The sequence below is a fragment of the Halobacterium yunchengense genome, from assembly GCF_037031165.1.
Taxonomy (GTDB): Archaea; Halobacteriota; Halobacteria; order Halobacteriales; family Halobacteriaceae; genus Halobacterium; species Halobacterium yunchengense.
The window spans coordinates 458676-471503 of the sequence record NZ_JAYEZL010000001.1 but is presented as its reverse complement, the minus strand read 5'-3'; the positions used below and the strand labels follow the sequence as shown (position 1 = coordinate 471503).

Sequence of the window (12828 nt, the reverse complement as noted above, 5' to 3'; positions counted from 1 at the left end):
CTACTCACCCCCCGCGTACTGCGCGAGCTCCTCGACGACCTCGCCGAGCTCGTCGGGGTCGCCCGGGTCGACTATCGTCGCCTCGCGCTCGGCGGGCGCGCGCGGAATCGGGTCGACGCCCTCGACGATGGTCGGCGACCCGTCGAGGCCGATGTAGTCCGGGTCGAGGTTCAGGTCCTCGTGGTCCCAGACCGTCATGTGGTCCTCGTGGTCCGCGGCGCGCTCCCGCGTCTCCTCGCGGAGGTCCTTGTGCGTGAGGCGGTGCTCGGCCCGCCGGTACGTCGGCTCGAACTCGGGGTCCGCGACGACGAGCGCCGGCAGCGGCGCCGCGACGGTCTCGATCTCGTCGACGTCGCCCTCGACGAGGCGCTTCGCGCGCACCACGCCCTCGTCGGCGTCGACGTCGAGCGCGACGGCGTGCGTGATCACCGGCCAGTCCAGGCACCACGCGGTCTGCGGGCCGGTGTGGCCGGTCTCGCCGTCCGCGGTCTTGAAGCCCGCGAACACCAGGTCCGGGTCGAGGCGTTCGAGCCCGGTCGCGACCGTCATCGCGGTCGCCCACGTGTCCGCCGCGGCCATCTCGCGGTCCGACAGCAGGTAGAGGTCGTCGGCGTACACCGACGCCATCGCCTCCCGGAGGACGTCGCCGTAGCCCGGCGGCCCCATCGACATCACGCTCGCGGTGCCGCCGTGGCGCACCTTCGTCTGGAGGGCGGCCTCCAGGGCCGGTTCGTCGTTCGGGTTCATGACCGTGGGCGTGTCCCCGCGCTCGAGGTGGCCGTCCTCGTCGAAGGACACCTGGCCCTCGCGGAAGTCCGGCACGCCCTTGGTCAGCGTGACGCAGTGCATCGTCCTACGTTCGCCCCGCGCGGCCGGCGTCGACGTCGATGGCGTCGACGGGGCAGACGTCGACGCAGAGCATGCAGTCGATGCACTGGCTCTCGTTGGCGGGGTCGGCTTTGAGTTCGCTCTCCGGATGGCCGGGGGTGTCGACCCACTCGAAGACGTCGACGGGGCAGTCCTCGACGCAGGCGCCGTCGGCGATGCAGATGTCGAAGTCCACCGCCACGTGCGTGCCGTGGATGCCCAGTTTCTCGGGTTCGTCCACCGGGCCCCAGACGTCGTGGCCCTCGTGGGTGTCTACGTTCTCTCGGTTCTCCTCGAAGTTCGGGTCTATGGCCATTGATACACAATGGCAGTCACCCCACGGACACTTAAAACTATCAGGGTCGTTCGTGGACGATTCGCGGGACGGCGGCGCTGTCGCTACGCGGCGGCGAAAACCGGAGAATTCGGGGTGACGCGACGACCGGAGAATTCGGGGTCGCGTCAGGGCTTCCGGCGAACTCGGGGTCGCGTCAGGACTTCCGGCGCTTCCCGGCGTTCGTGCTCGGGCGCACGTGCTCGGTGCCGGTGCCGCGGTTCTGCAGGCCGCGGCCGCGCTGGCCCGCGCTCGTCTTCCCGCGGAACGCGCGGTCGGTCTGGCTGTCGTCGCAGATCCAGTTCAGGTCGTCGTCGCTCCGGATGGCGCCGTGCTCGGGGTCCAGGAGGATCACCTCGAACCACTTCTGCGAACCGTCCTCGCCGACCCAGTAGGAGTTCAGCACGCGGAGGTTCACGAACTTCCGCGAGGCGCGCTCCTCGGCGATGCGCTGGAGGTTCTTCGCGCGGCCGATGCGGTTGACGCCCTGGCGCTTCGTCCGGCGGCCCGCCTTGAACCGGGACTTCCGTGCGGTGCCCTTCCGGACGCTGACGCGCGCCACGACGACGCCCTGCTTGGCCTTGTAGCCGAGCTCGCGGGCCTTGTCCAGGCGCGTCGGGCGCTCGACGCGCTCGATGGCGCCCTCCTTCCGCCAGTCCTGCTTGCGTTGCCACTGCAGCTCGGCGAGCTTCCCGTCGTCCGGGTCCCGCCAGGCTTCCTTGATGTGGGAGTAGAAGCTTCGTGCCATGGTCTGTCCGCGGGCGCTTGCGTGGTTCAACCCCGGCTCGCGGCTCGCGCCGCCCGGCCGAAACGAGGTCCGGCTGACCTCGCCGTCTCGCGGCTACGCCGCTCGACTATCCCGAGACACGTCGTGTCTCGCAGGTCACATCCCGTCCCGACTGGTGTCGGGAGCCCGCTGGAGCCCGCTCGCCAGCGAGTTACGCCGTAGTTCTCCGCGGCGGGGGTTAAGAACTTCGAAAGCCGCCCGGCGCCCGCCTACTCGTCGACGTCGAAGGCCAGGTCGGCGCGCTCGAAGCGCAGGCCCGGGCCCTCGGCGCGCTCGACCAGCGTCGCGCCGTCGACGTCCGCGGGCACCGTGAACACCACGACGGCGCGCCCCGACTGGCCGGGCTCGACGCGCGTCGGCAGCAGCGCGCCGCGGAACTCGCGGCTGGCGTTCGTGAACGCCTGCGGCGCGTGGTTCGTGCCGTTGACCGCGAGCGCGAAGTGCCCGCTGCGCAGCGTCGCCGGCGACTCGCCGGCGGTGACGTTCAGCTGCACCACGACGAACGTCTCCGACTCGTTCGGCCGGAACGTGTTGTTCGCCGTGACGACCTCGTCCTGCACGCGCGCGTCCCACTCGGCGACCGCCGTCGCGTTCTCGTCGGCCGCCAGCGAGAACGACGTGAACGCCACGTCCGCGTCCCCGCCGCCGCCACCGCCGCCGACGAACGGCACGGCGCCCACCAGCGCCGGCCCCGCGAACACCGCCGCCGCGACCACCACGACCGCGGCGGCGACGGGGACCACGGGGACGCCGCTCGGCACGGGAATCGGGAGCCCGGGGAGGGCGTCCAGCACCGACCCGTCGTCCTCGTCCGCGTACTCGCCGACGAGGTCCTCGACGCCCTCCTCGCGGACCGACGACGCCAGCTCGTTCGGGTCGAGGAGGTGGACGTCGCCCGCGTCCGCCGCGCTCCGCGCGCCCGTCGTGAACCGGCCGCGGGTCGCCATCACGCGCACGTCCACGCCCTTCCGGTCGCAGAACGCCGCGAAGTCCTCGACCTCCGAGGCGCCGATCTCGGTGCTGCCGCCCGGCCGCACGCCGATGAGGCCGCGCGTTCCGTCCTCCTTGTCGCCGCCGACGAGGTACGTCCCGTCGTCGTTGGGCTGCACGGACGTCGACCACCCCTTCTCCGCCCAGAACGCCGCGAGGAACTCCGGGAACGCCGACTCCGGCATCTCCTCGAACATCACGCACACCCCTCGACCGGACGCGTTTGCTGTGCCGTCATGCGGAACCGTCGCGTTGTCCTACCCAGCACGGCGCCACCTCATAAACGGTCGGGTCCCCGGCGGAGCGCCAGCAGCGCCGCCGCCGCGAGCGCGGTGATGGTCACGGCCGGCGACAGCGGCGCGAACCCGCCGGAGGACCCGCCGCCGCCGTTCGCCGCCGCCGGCGCGAGCGGCGCCCCCTCCTGGACGCGGATCGTCGTCTGCCGGGCCGTCGTCTCGTTCGCCGGCGTCGTCGTCCTGTTCGTCGTCGGCGTGGTCGTCGGGTCCTCCGGCGCCGTCGTCGTGTTCTCTGCCCCAGCGGGCCGGACGACCGCGGTGTCCCGCACCGTGGCCTCCCAGGACCCGTACGCCGGGTCGTCGCCGTCGAGCTCGCCGTCGCCGTCGGCGTCCACGTACGCCGTCGCCGTCACGTTCGTCGGCCCGTCGAGGGACTCGTTCAGCGGCACCGCGACGCTCTCGGTGGTCCCGGGGTCGAGGAACTCGGTCGCCCCCAGCGTCGTGTCGTTCGCGGTCACCTCGACGAACCCGCCCTCGGACAGCGAGACGTTCTCCACGGTCACGCTCCCGTCCCGGACCCGCTGGGAGGGGAACAACAGGGACGCGTTCGCCGCCGGCAGGCGGACCTGGTGGCGGCTCTCGTCCTCGTAGCCGCGCACGTACAGCGGGAACGACCGCGGGCGCTCGGCCGGCGAGAAGTCGAACGTCGCGGAGAACTCGCCGTCCGCCGACACGTCGACGACGTGCTTCCAGAGGTACGCGGGGTCTTCCTGGAGCGCGCGGACGTCCAGTTCCGTCGTCGGCGCGAGGTTCGTCGTCCCGTTCACCACCATCTCGTCGCCGTCCCACTGCCGGAGCGTGAACCCCGGGTCGGCCCGCAGGGAGACGTCCGGTTCCGCCAGCGTCACGCGAGCCGCGTCCAGCGTCGTGCGCTCGGCGACCAGCGGGCTCGACTCGTCCAGCGCGAGCTCGTACTCGTAGGTGTGGTTCGACCCGCTGCCGAGGTCCACGTCGCCGGTGTCCCACAGCACGACGAACCGGTCGCCGTCGGCCACCTGCGAGACCAGGTGGAACGACGACGACCCGTACTCGGCCGCCTCCGTGTTCGGCTCGGGGTCGAGTTCGCGGACCGACAGCTCCAGGCCCTCGTCGTCGAGTCGCGACACCGACGGCTCCTCGCCGAACGCGTTCTCCAGGCCGCTCTCGTTCACGACGAACGCCGCGTAGTCGCCGACGGCGACCGTCCCCCTGGTCGTCAGCCGCCCCCACACGTCGGCGTCCTCGTCGTCCGGGTCGACGTCACCGGGGAGGACGGCTGGCTCGACGCTGGTCTCCCCGCGCGGGTCGACGTCCAGGACGCCGACGGCCTCCGTCACGCCGTCGATGGTGACCGAGAGCCGGTACTCGCCGGGCTCGATGGCCTCGTCGATGGGTGCCGACTCCAGCGTACCGCCGCCCACCGACAGGAAGTCGTCGGGGTCGGCCGACGCCGACCGGTACGTGTCGAACTCCACGGTGTCCGTGCCCGACCCGCCGAGCGGGACGACGACCTCGAACCCGTCGTCCTCGCTGCCGATGGTGAGGTTGGCGTCCTCGGAGTGGCTGACCTCGATGGACGCGGTCTCGCCGCGCACCACCTCGATGACGTTGTCGTCGCCGCCACCGATGGCCGCGTCCTCCTGCTGGGCGGACGCGACGGCGGGCGCCACGCCGGCGATGGCCGCCGCCGCGACGACGGCGGCGACGAGTGCGGGGAGCGTCTGTCTCATGTGCGAGGTGTACGCTCGCCGCGTTTGCCGCGCGCCGATATAAATACAGCGGGGACGGGCAACTAGACAACGGTCGGGGAGGGCCTCCCGGGTGACGAACGCGCTCGACGTCGCCAGAACTGGTCTCGGCCCGGACGAGCGACGTGCTCGGCGTCGTTACCACTGGCCCGGACTCGCAGGCCGAAGAGGCGCTCGGATAGCACCCCCCGGGCGGCCCCCGAATCCCCCACCCAGACCAATTTGATATAGCGAAATAAAGTTTATAGGGGCTTAGCGGCCTGCAGGTCTACTGTCTAGTGCGCACAGAACGACGGACAGAACGCTCGACGCGGCGGCGCTCAGTGGTCGGCGACCGACGCGAACTCGTCGGCCGCCACCGCGTCCGCCACCGCGCTCGCGTCGACGTCCGGCACGTCGCCCGGGTACTTCTGCCGGAAGTACCCCACGATGTTCCCGACGTCGCGCTCGAGGAGTTCGCGCGCGTTCGCGTGATCGCTCGGCGTCGCCTGCGGCCAGTCGAACAGCGTCACGCCGTCCTCGCTGACGAACACGTTGTACTCGCTGACGTCCGCGTGGACGTACCCCTCGCGGTACGCCGCCGCGAGCTCCCGCAGCACGAGGTCGAGGACGCCGCTGGCCTGCGCCGGCTCGAGTTTCGCGCGCGAGAGCTCCACGCCGTCGATCTTCTCCATCACGATGGCGTGGCGGTTCTGGTCGACCGGACGGGGGACGTTCACGTCCGGGTACAGCGTCTCCAGGGCGTCGAACTCGCGCTCGGCGGCCTTCCGCGCGGTGTACTGCCAGGACGTGTGCTCCTTGTCGCTGGTGTAGTCGCGGCCGCGGTGGACCTCCCGGAACTGCGTGTACCCCTCGCGGTGGAACTTCAGCGCCAGCGGCCGGAACGACTGCACCTCGTAGACGTCGCTCTCCTTCCCGACGCCCAGCGGCGCGCCGAACCCCTCGACGGTGTCCCGCTCGGCGAACGCGTGCAGCGCGAGCGCGTCGTACCCGGCGAACGTCAGCTGGACGCCCTCGTACTGGATGGTCTTCCGCTCGAGGAACTCGCGGTCGAGCATCCGGTCCAGCCGGTAGTCGACCTCCTCGGGGGTGAGCCGAGAGAACTCCGGGAGCTTCTCGCGGCTCACCCACTCGGAGAACCGCATCCCGTGTTCGACGCCCGACAGCAGGTGGAAGTCCTCGGGGTCGAGGTCCGCCAGCTCGCTCGCGACGTTCCGGACCATTCGCTGTCCGGTAGGTCGCCGCCGGGTAAAAGCCCCGCGGACCCCTCGCCGCGGCCGGCTCGCGGCCGCTCGCGCGAACCGGCGTCCGGCGAGACGGGAAGCGCCATCGAGCATCGATCTCGGCGCCGATTTCTGTGTTCTGGCCGATTCGCCGCGAACACGGGCGGCCAACTCGGTAAACCTCATACCGCGATATAGAATCTGGGTGTCGGCGCCCGTCCCCCGGAACGGTGGAACACAGAAACGGCGGTTGGAGAGCGCCGCTGCTGGCCGTTTCGGCGACCGCGACGCCCACCGGGCCGGGCTAGTCGGCGAGCGCGTCCCGCCAGTCGAAGCGGGTCGCGTCCGCGAGCACGGACTCGTAGACGCGCTCCCCCCACGCGTACGCGTCGGCGTCGTCGGTGTCGACGTACTGCTCGAGCATCCCCGTCTCCGCGTCGTAGACGCCGACGCCGACCCGGTCGTCGCACAGCGTCAGCCCGAACCGGAGGTCGGGGTGGGTGTACAGCGCGAGGTTCCCGCTCTCGAACGCGCTGCGGGCGCGGTCGGGGTTGTTCCGGACGAGTTCGCGAACCACGTCCGGCCGGAACACCGCCGTCGTCTCCATCCCGTCGACGACCGCGGCGTGGAGGTCGTCGAGGTGCAGCGGGTTGATCGACGCCGGGTCGACCCCGCGCAGCGAGCCGGTGTCCGCGACCAGCTCCATGAAGCGCTCGACCGGCCGGTAGGGGTCGCCGGGCGCGGCGTCCGTGACCGCGGCGTCCGCGAACGCCGCCACGGGGAAGTCGAAGTCCGTGGCCCGGAACGCCGCCAGGGCGCCCTCGAGCCGCCACGCCGCGTCGAGGCACTGCCGGAACGCCAGGAGCTCCTCGGCGACGAGGCTGCCGACCGGCGTGAGCGCGAGTTCGCCGTTCGAGCGCTCGACGAGCCCGTGGTCGGCGAGCTGGTCGGCTGCCCGCTGGACGGTCGACCGGGAGACGTCGAGCTCGTCGACGAGGTCCCGCGGCGCGAGCGGCTCGTCGTCCAGCGCGGCGAGGGCGTCCGCCCGCCGCACGACCGTCAAGAGGGCGTTCCGGTCCATGGGGGAACACGTTACGGAGCGGACATTATTAACGCTCCCCCTGACGAGCGCTAGCTCGGGCGCCGCGGAGGAACGCCTTTTTGCCGCCGCCCGCGAACGGTCCGGTATGACGCTGGCCGACCGCGAGTGGCGGCTCGTCACCGAGGAAGCCAGGGACGGCCCGATGCAGATGGCGCTGGAGGAGGTCGCCGCCGAGACGGCCGCCGCCGGCGGCCCGCGGACCGTCCGCGCGTACCGGTGGTCGCCCTCCACGCTCTCGCTGGGCTACCGGCAGGCGCCCGAGTCCGTCGACTGGGCGTTCTGCGAGCGCGAGGGCGTCGGCGTGACGCGCCGCCAGACGGGCGGCGGCGGCATCTACCACGACGAACACGCGGACGTCTCCTACAGCATCGTCGCGCCCGCCGACGAACTCCCCGGCGACCTCATGGACTGCTACGAGGTCCTCTGCGAGCCGGTCCTGGACGCCTTCCACGCGATGGGCGTCGACGCCGAGTTCGTCCCCGAGGAACACCCCGCGCTCCACGAGCCGGCGTGCTACCTGCGCGCGCTCCACCCCGCCCACGACGTGGTCGCCGGCGGCCGCAAGATCGCGGGCAACGCCCAGTACCGCACGCGGGACGCGGTCATCCAGCACGGGTCGCTGTCGTACGCGCTCGCGCCCGACCGCCACCTCGGGGTCTTCAGCGACCCGGGCGTCACCGAGGCCGAGTTCCGCGAGCGCGTGACGAGCGTCCGCGAGGAGGCGGGCATCGACCGCGCGGAGGCCGTCGCGGCGCTGGCGGACGCGCTCGCGGACTGGTGTGACGCGTCGGTCGGCGAGTGGACCGACGACGAACTCGCGGCGGCCCGCGAGCTCGCCGACGAGAAGTACGCGACCGAGGGCTGGACGCGGGACCGGACCGACCCGGCTACCTGAACCCGAACGTCTCCGGCTCCTCGCCGACGAGCTCCTCCACCGCCGTCCGGATCTCGCCGAGCGGCGGCTGGTCCCGCGTCGGGTCGAGGGGGTGCTCGCCGATCCAGCGGTAGCGCACGACGCCGTCCGCGTCCACGAGGAACACTGAGCGCTTCGACCGCGGGAACACCTTGAACGTGCGGTACGTGACGCCGAACACGTCCGAGACGCGGAGGTCGCGGTCCGAGTACAGCGGGAACTCCAGGTCGAGGTACTCGAGGAACCGGCGGTGTGTCCCGACCCGGGACTTGCTCGACCCGACCACGCGGACGCCGTCGCTGGACGTGAACCAGCCGTAGTCCCGGAACGAACACCACTCGGTCACGCAGTCGGGACTGAAGTCGTTCGTGTAGAACACCACGAGCGTGGGCCGGTCCCCGTAGAGATCCGGCAGCGCCGTCTCCGTCACCTCGCCGCCGGGGTGGACGAGCGGCGCCGACACCGCCGGCACCTCGTCCCCGACCGCGAGCGCGTCCTCCGAACCCATGCCCGCAACACTGTGGTCGTCCCGGTTAGCTGTTCCGACGGGTCGGGCGCCTCGACGGTCCGAAGCCCCTATGTCGCCTGCGACGAACGACGTGGTATGCGAGTAGGCGCACACGTCTCCATCGCGGGCGGCGTCGACAACGCCGTCGAGAACCAGGTCGACGTCGGCGGGAACTGCGGGCAGATATTCACGCACTCGCCGCAGGTCTGGCAGGACCCGAACGTCGGCGACGACGAAGCGGCGGCGTTCCGCGAGGGAACCAGCGAGCGGCTGGACGGCCCCTGGGTGATCCACTCGTCGTACCTCGTGAACCTCTGCACGCCGAAAGACGACCTCCGCGAGAAGTCCGTCGACAGCATGCAGAAGGAGGTCGACGCCGCGGCGAAACTCGACATCCCGTACGTGAACGTCCACCTGGGCGCGCACACGGGCGCGGGCGTCCAGCAGGGCCTCGACAACGCCGTGAGCGCGCTGGACGACCTCGACGTCCCGGACGACGTCACCGTGCTCGTGGAGAGCGACGCCGGGTCAGGCACGAAACTCGGCGGGGACTTCGAGCACCTCGCGTACGTCGTCGAGGAGTCCCGCCACGACCTCGACGTCTGCCTCGACACCGCGCACGCGTTCGCGGCGGGCTACGACCTCTCGACGCCCGACGCGGTCGACGACGCGCTCGCGGAGTTCGACGACGTCGTCGGCGCCGACCGCCTGGCGTGCGTCCACCTCAACGACTCCAAGCACGAGTGCGGCACCAACAAGGACGAGCACGCCCACATCGGCGAGGGTCTCATCGGCGAGGACGGCATGCGGGCGTTCGTCAACCACGACCTCGTCGCTGGCGAGGACGTCCCGCTGGTCCTCGAGACGCCCCACGAGGACGGCCGCGGGTTCGCGTGGAACGTCGAGAAAGTCCGCGAGCTGCGCGACGAGGCGTAGCGAAGGCACGACACGGCGGGCGGCGACCGGTTCCGCCGCGTTCCGGCGGGCGGCGACCGCCTCGTCGTGGTCCGGCGAGCGGCGACCGACGCCCGCCCGACCCGCTGGGTCGGTCAAACGGCCGTTTGAGCCTTGAGTGGGTCTAAGTCGGCGGAGCGGGAACGTCGAGGTGCGCCCGCGCCGGCACAACCCCGAGCTGCACGGACCTGACATCCCGTCGTGCCGGCGCGGGCCTGCCCCTCCCTTCCCCGGAGCCCCGACCCGTCCGCTTTTCCCGGCCCCCTCGCTAGTGGCGGTGTGCGCCGGTTCAGCGCCGACTACCTGGAGGAGACGCGCCGCGGCATGTGGAGCGACCGCGACGCGCTCGCGGCCCTCGAACTCGGCTCCCGCGAGCGCGTCCTCGACGCGGGCTGTGGCACCGGCGAACTGACGCGCGTGCTCCGGGAGGAGTCGGACGCCGAGGTCGTCGCGCTGGACGCCGACGCCGGGCTGCTCGGCCGCGTCGACGCGGACACCCGCGTGCTCGGCGACGCGACACGGCTGCCCGTCCGCGACGACAGCTTCGACCTGGTGGCCTGCCAGGCGCTGCTCATCAACCTCCCCGACGCGGCGGCCGCCGTGCGGGAGTTCGCGCGCGTCTCGTCGGACCTCGTGGCGGCCGTCGAACCGGACAACGCCGCGGTCACCGTGGAGTCCACCGTCGAGAGCGAGCCCCGGCTCGCCGCGCGCGCCCGCGACGCCTACATCGAGGGCGTGCAGACGGACGTCTCCCTCGGCGCGGACGCCGCGGCGCTCTTTGAGGACGCCGGCCTCGTGGACGTCTCGACGACGCGCTACGAGCACGTGCAGGCGATTCGGCCGCCGTACGGGAACGCGGCGCTGGCGGCCGCGGCGCGGAAGGCGACCGGCGAACGCCTCGCCGAACAGCGACCGACGCTCGCGGCCGGCGGCCTCGACCCCGAGGCGTACGACGCGCTGCGCGCCGAGTGGCGCGAGATGGGCCGCGAGGTCGTCGCACAGATGCAGGCCGAGGACTACGAGCGCGTCGAGACCGTGCCGTTCCACGTCACGGTCGGCCGCGTCCCGGAGTGACCCGCGGCGATCGTATCAACTCTCGAATAGAAGTCTCGTTCTGAGAGGATTTATTCGCGTGCGGGGCACGGAGTGAGGTATGGACGACCGAGTCCGGCGACACGCGGAGATTCTCGTCGACGACTGCACGGAGATCCAGCGCGGCGACATGGTGGAGGTGCGGGCGCCAACAGAGGCCGAGGACCTCGTGGTCGCGCTCTACGAGCGACTCGGCGCGCGCGGCGCCCGCCCCGTCACGCGGTGGGCGAACGCGCGCGCCGGCCGCGCGTACGCCCTCCAGATGGACGAGGACGACTACGTCACCAAAGAGCACGCGCTCGCCGCGATGGAGGAGACCGACGCCGTCTTCCTGATCGGCGGCGGGTCGAACGCGTTCGAGACGAGCGACGTCCCGCCGGCGAAGAGCCAGGCCGGGAGTCGCGCGCACGGCCCGGTCCTCGAGGAGCGCCTCGGGAAGCGCTGGGTCATCACTCAGCACCCGACGGCCGGCGGCGCCCAGCAGGCAGAGATGAGCACCGCCGCCTACGAGGAGTTCGTCTACGACGCCATCGACAAGGACTGGGACGAACAGGAGGCCTTCCAGGCGAACATGGTCGAACTCCTCGACCCCGCCGACGAGGTGCGCGTCGTCTCCGGGGACACGACGGACGTGACGATGAGCGTCGCCGGCATGGACGCCGCCAACGACTGCGGCGACAGGAACATGCCCGCCGGCGAGGTGTTCACGTGCCCGGTGCCGGACTCCGTCGAGGGGGAGGTGCTGTTCGACAAGCCGCTCATCTGGCAGGGCGTCGAGATCCGGGGCGCGTGGCTGCGCTTCGAGGGCGGCGAGGTCGTCGACTTCAGCGCCGACCAGAACGAGGCGACGCTCGAGGGCGTCCTCGACACCGACGAGGGGTCGCGGCGGCTCGGCGAGCTGGGCATCGGGATGAACCGGGACATCGACCGGTTCACGTACAACATGCTCTTCGACGAGAAGATGGGCGACACCGTCCACATGGCCGTCGGCGGCGCCATCGAGGAGTGCGTCCCGGAGGGCCAGCCGTTCAACGAGTCCGCCACGCACGTGGACATGATCGTGGACATGAGCGAGGACTCCTACATCGAAGTCGACGGCGAGGTCGTCCAGCGGAACGGGACGTTCGTCTTCGAGGACGGCTTCGAAGCGGAGTAACGGCCGCTACGGTCCGTCGACTCGGGAGGGGCGTGCAGGCGGCGACGCGGTCCGGCCGGGACTGCCGCGCTCCCGCCGCCCCCGGCCGGTCGACGGTCAGGTCACGCCGAGGGGTGGTCCCGCTCTGGTACTTCAAACTACGTCTCCGCGGACCGTCGCTCCCTCCGCGCGCTCGCGGCGGCGCCGCACGGCGTCGGCGGCGAGTTCGGCTTCCTCGTCGCTCGCGCCCAGCATCTCCAGGGCGCCCGCGAGCGTCGGGAACACGAGCTCGCCCTCGCGGAGCTTCCGAAACGCGTCCTCGCTGCGCTGGCCGTCCACCCACAGGCAGACGCCGCGCGGGTCGAGGACGTTCTCGTAGGTCTCCGTCGCCAGCGCGCCCTCCAGGCGCTGCGTGACGTTGTCCTCGAAGCCGGCGTTACAGACCTCGAGGTGAATGGGTTCGGCGTCGTCGACGAGGTGGGCGGCGAGGCACTTCTCGGGGGCGACGTGGCCGTTGTCGTTCGCGCGCAGGAACTCGGGGTGGGCGTCCGCCCACGACGCGCGGACGGTCCGCCCGACGCCCTTCACGCCGTACTCGCGCTCGAACTCGCTCGCGCGGTCCGCGTCGTCGCCGCGCATGAGGATGTCCTTCGTGAGGTAGACGTCCAGGCGCTCGACGGGGTCGAGGCCGAGCGCCACGTCCCCGTACACCCACACCTCCCGAACCGGCACCGGCAGCTCCTCGCTGTCGACGGCGTCCACGAGCTCCTCGACGCGGTCGACGGCTGCTTCGCGGTCCATCGCGCGACCGTAGCCCGCGCACGCCGAAAACCGTTGTGCACCTCGCGGCGAAACCGAAAGACGGACCCCGTCCTGTCTCTTACCCGTGGTAATCTCCGC

Annotated in this window: 13 protein-coding genes; 4 read left to right on the top strand and 9 right to left on the bottom strand. The window is 71.6% G+C overall.

Annotated features, from left to right (window positions below):
- The 7 genes from U5911_RS02375 to U5911_RS02345 form a co-directional block, all read right to left on the bottom strand.
- Positions 1-849: an electron transfer flavoprotein subunit beta/FixA family protein gene (locus tag U5911_RS02375; protein WP_336034982.1), complete on the bottom strand. Its 849-nt coding sequence runs from the start codon at positions 847-849 to the stop codon at positions 1-3.
- 4 nt (positions 850-853) lie between these two features.
- On the bottom strand, positions 854-1183 hold the full coding sequence (locus tag U5911_RS02370; RefSeq protein WP_336034981.1) for a 4Fe-4S dicluster domain-containing protein: 330 nt from the start codon (positions 1181-1183) through the stop codon (positions 854-856).
- A gap of 175 nt (positions 1184-1358) precedes the next feature.
- Positions 1359-1949, bottom strand: coding sequence for a 50S ribosomal protein L15e (locus U5911_RS02365; protein WP_336034979.1), 591 nt, complete (start codon positions 1947-1949; stop codon positions 1359-1361).
- Between the two features lie 248 nt (positions 1950-2197).
- Positions 2198-3175: a restriction endonuclease gene (locus tag U5911_RS02360; protein ID WP_336034977.1), complete on the bottom strand. Its 978-nt coding sequence runs from the start codon at positions 3173-3175 to the stop codon at positions 2198-2200.
- A gap of 80 nt (positions 3176-3255) precedes the next feature.
- Positions 3256-4983 (bottom strand): DUF7282 domain-containing protein, encoded by a 1728-nt coding sequence (locus U5911_RS02355; protein WP_336034975.1) that lies wholly within the window; start codon positions 4981-4983, stop codon positions 3256-3258.
- A gap of 338 nt (positions 4984-5321) precedes the next feature.
- Positions 5322-6224, bottom strand: coding sequence for a serine/threonine-protein kinase RIO2 (locus U5911_RS02350; protein WP_336034973.1), 903 nt, complete (start codon positions 6222-6224; stop codon positions 5322-5324).
- Positions 6225-6528: 304 nt separating this feature from the next.
- On the bottom strand, positions 6529-7305 hold the full coding sequence (locus tag U5911_RS02345; RefSeq protein ID WP_336034971.1) for a helix-turn-helix transcriptional regulator: 777 nt from the start codon (positions 7303-7305) through the stop codon (positions 6529-6531).
- 106 nt (positions 7306-7411) lie between these two features.
- Between U5911_RS02345 and U5911_RS02340 the strand changes: the two genes are divergently transcribed.
- Positions 7412-8221 (top strand): lipoate--protein ligase family protein, encoded by an 810-nt coding sequence (locus U5911_RS02340; protein ID WP_336034969.1) that lies wholly within the window; start codon positions 7412-7414, stop codon positions 8219-8221.
- On the opposite strand, the gene U5911_RS02335 is transcribed toward U5911_RS02340, so the two are convergent.
- A complete protein-coding gene (locus U5911_RS02335; RefSeq protein WP_336034967.1) occupies positions 8214-8747 on the bottom strand; it encodes a redoxin domain-containing protein in 534 nt (177 codons plus the stop codon). The genes U5911_RS02340 and U5911_RS02335 overlap by 8 nt on opposite strands.
- Before the next feature lie 96 nt (positions 8748-8843).
- On the opposite strand from U5911_RS02335, the gene U5911_RS02330 reads away from it, so the two are divergent.
- The 3 genes from U5911_RS02330 to U5911_RS02320 all read left to right on the top strand — a co-directional run bounded on the left by U5911_RS02330 (position 8844) and on the right by U5911_RS02320 (position 11949).
- Positions 8844-9683: a deoxyribonuclease IV gene (locus U5911_RS02330; protein ID WP_336034965.1), complete on the top strand. Its 840-nt coding sequence runs from the start codon at positions 8844-8846 to the stop codon at positions 9681-9683.
- A 297-nt stretch (positions 9684-9980) separates the two neighbouring features.
- Entirely contained in the window at positions 9981-10775 is a 795-nt protein-coding gene (locus tag U5911_RS02325; RefSeq protein WP_418771500.1) for a class I SAM-dependent methyltransferase, read from the top strand.
- Between the two features lie 79 nt (positions 10776-10854).
- Positions 10855-11949, top strand: a complete 1095-nt coding sequence (locus U5911_RS02320) for an aminopeptidase (protein ID WP_336034963.1) — start codon at positions 10855-10857, stop codon at positions 11947-11949.
- A gap of 132 nt (positions 11950-12081) precedes the next feature.
- Here the strand turns inward: U5911_RS02320 and U5911_RS02315 are convergent, their stop codons facing one another.
- Positions 12082-12729 (bottom strand): DUF7095 family protein, encoded by a 648-nt coding sequence (locus U5911_RS02315; RefSeq protein WP_336034961.1) that lies wholly within the window; start codon positions 12727-12729, stop codon positions 12082-12084.
- Positions 12730-12828: the final 99 nt, after the last annotated feature.

Excerpts from the sequence above, each read along its gene's own strand:
- U5911_RS02365 (WP_336034979.1), bottom strand. The coding sequence starts at position 1,949 with ATGGCACGAAGCTTCTACTCCCACATCAAGGAAGCCTGGCGGGACCCG.
- U5911_RS02375 (WP_336034982.1), bottom strand. The coding sequence starts at position 849 with ATGCACTGCGTCACGCTGACCAAGGGCGTGCCGGACTTCCGCGAGGGC.
- U5911_RS02360 (WP_336034977.1), bottom strand. The coding sequence starts at position 3,175 with ATGTTCGAGGAGATGCCGGAGTCGGCGTTCCCGGAGTTCCTCGCGGCG.
- U5911_RS02315 (WP_336034961.1), bottom strand. The coding sequence starts at position 12,729 with ATGGACCGCGAAGCAGCCGTCGACCGCGTCGAGGAGCTCGTGGACGCC.
- U5911_RS02320 (WP_336034963.1), top strand. The coding sequence starts at position 10,855 with ATGGACGACCGAGTCCGGCGACACGCGGAGATTCTCGTCGACGACTGC.
- U5911_RS02355 (WP_336034975.1), bottom strand. The coding sequence starts at position 4,983 with ATGAGACAGACGCTCCCCGCACTCGTCGCCGCCGTCGTCGCGGCGGCG.
- U5911_RS02370 (WP_336034981.1), bottom strand. The coding sequence starts at position 1,183 with ATGGCCATAGACCCGAACTTCGAGGAGAACCGAGAGAACGTAGACACC.
- U5911_RS02350 (WP_336034973.1), bottom strand. The coding sequence starts at position 6,224 with ATGGTCCGGAACGTCGCGAGCGAGCTGGCGGACCTCGACCCCGAGGAC.
- U5911_RS02340 (WP_336034969.1), top strand. The coding sequence starts at position 7,412 with ATGACGCTGGCCGACCGCGAGTGGCGGCTCGTCACCGAGGAAGCCAGG.
- U5911_RS02330 (WP_336034965.1), top strand. The coding sequence starts at position 8,844 with ATGCGAGTAGGCGCACACGTCTCCATCGCGGGCGGCGTCGACAACGCC.
- U5911_RS02335 (WP_336034967.1), bottom strand. The coding sequence starts at position 8,747 with ATGGGTTCGGAGGACGCGCTCGCGGTCGGGGACGAGGTGCCGGCGGTG.
- U5911_RS02345 (WP_336034971.1), bottom strand. The coding sequence starts at position 7,305 with ATGGACCGGAACGCCCTCTTGACGGTCGTGCGGCGGGCGGACGCCCTC.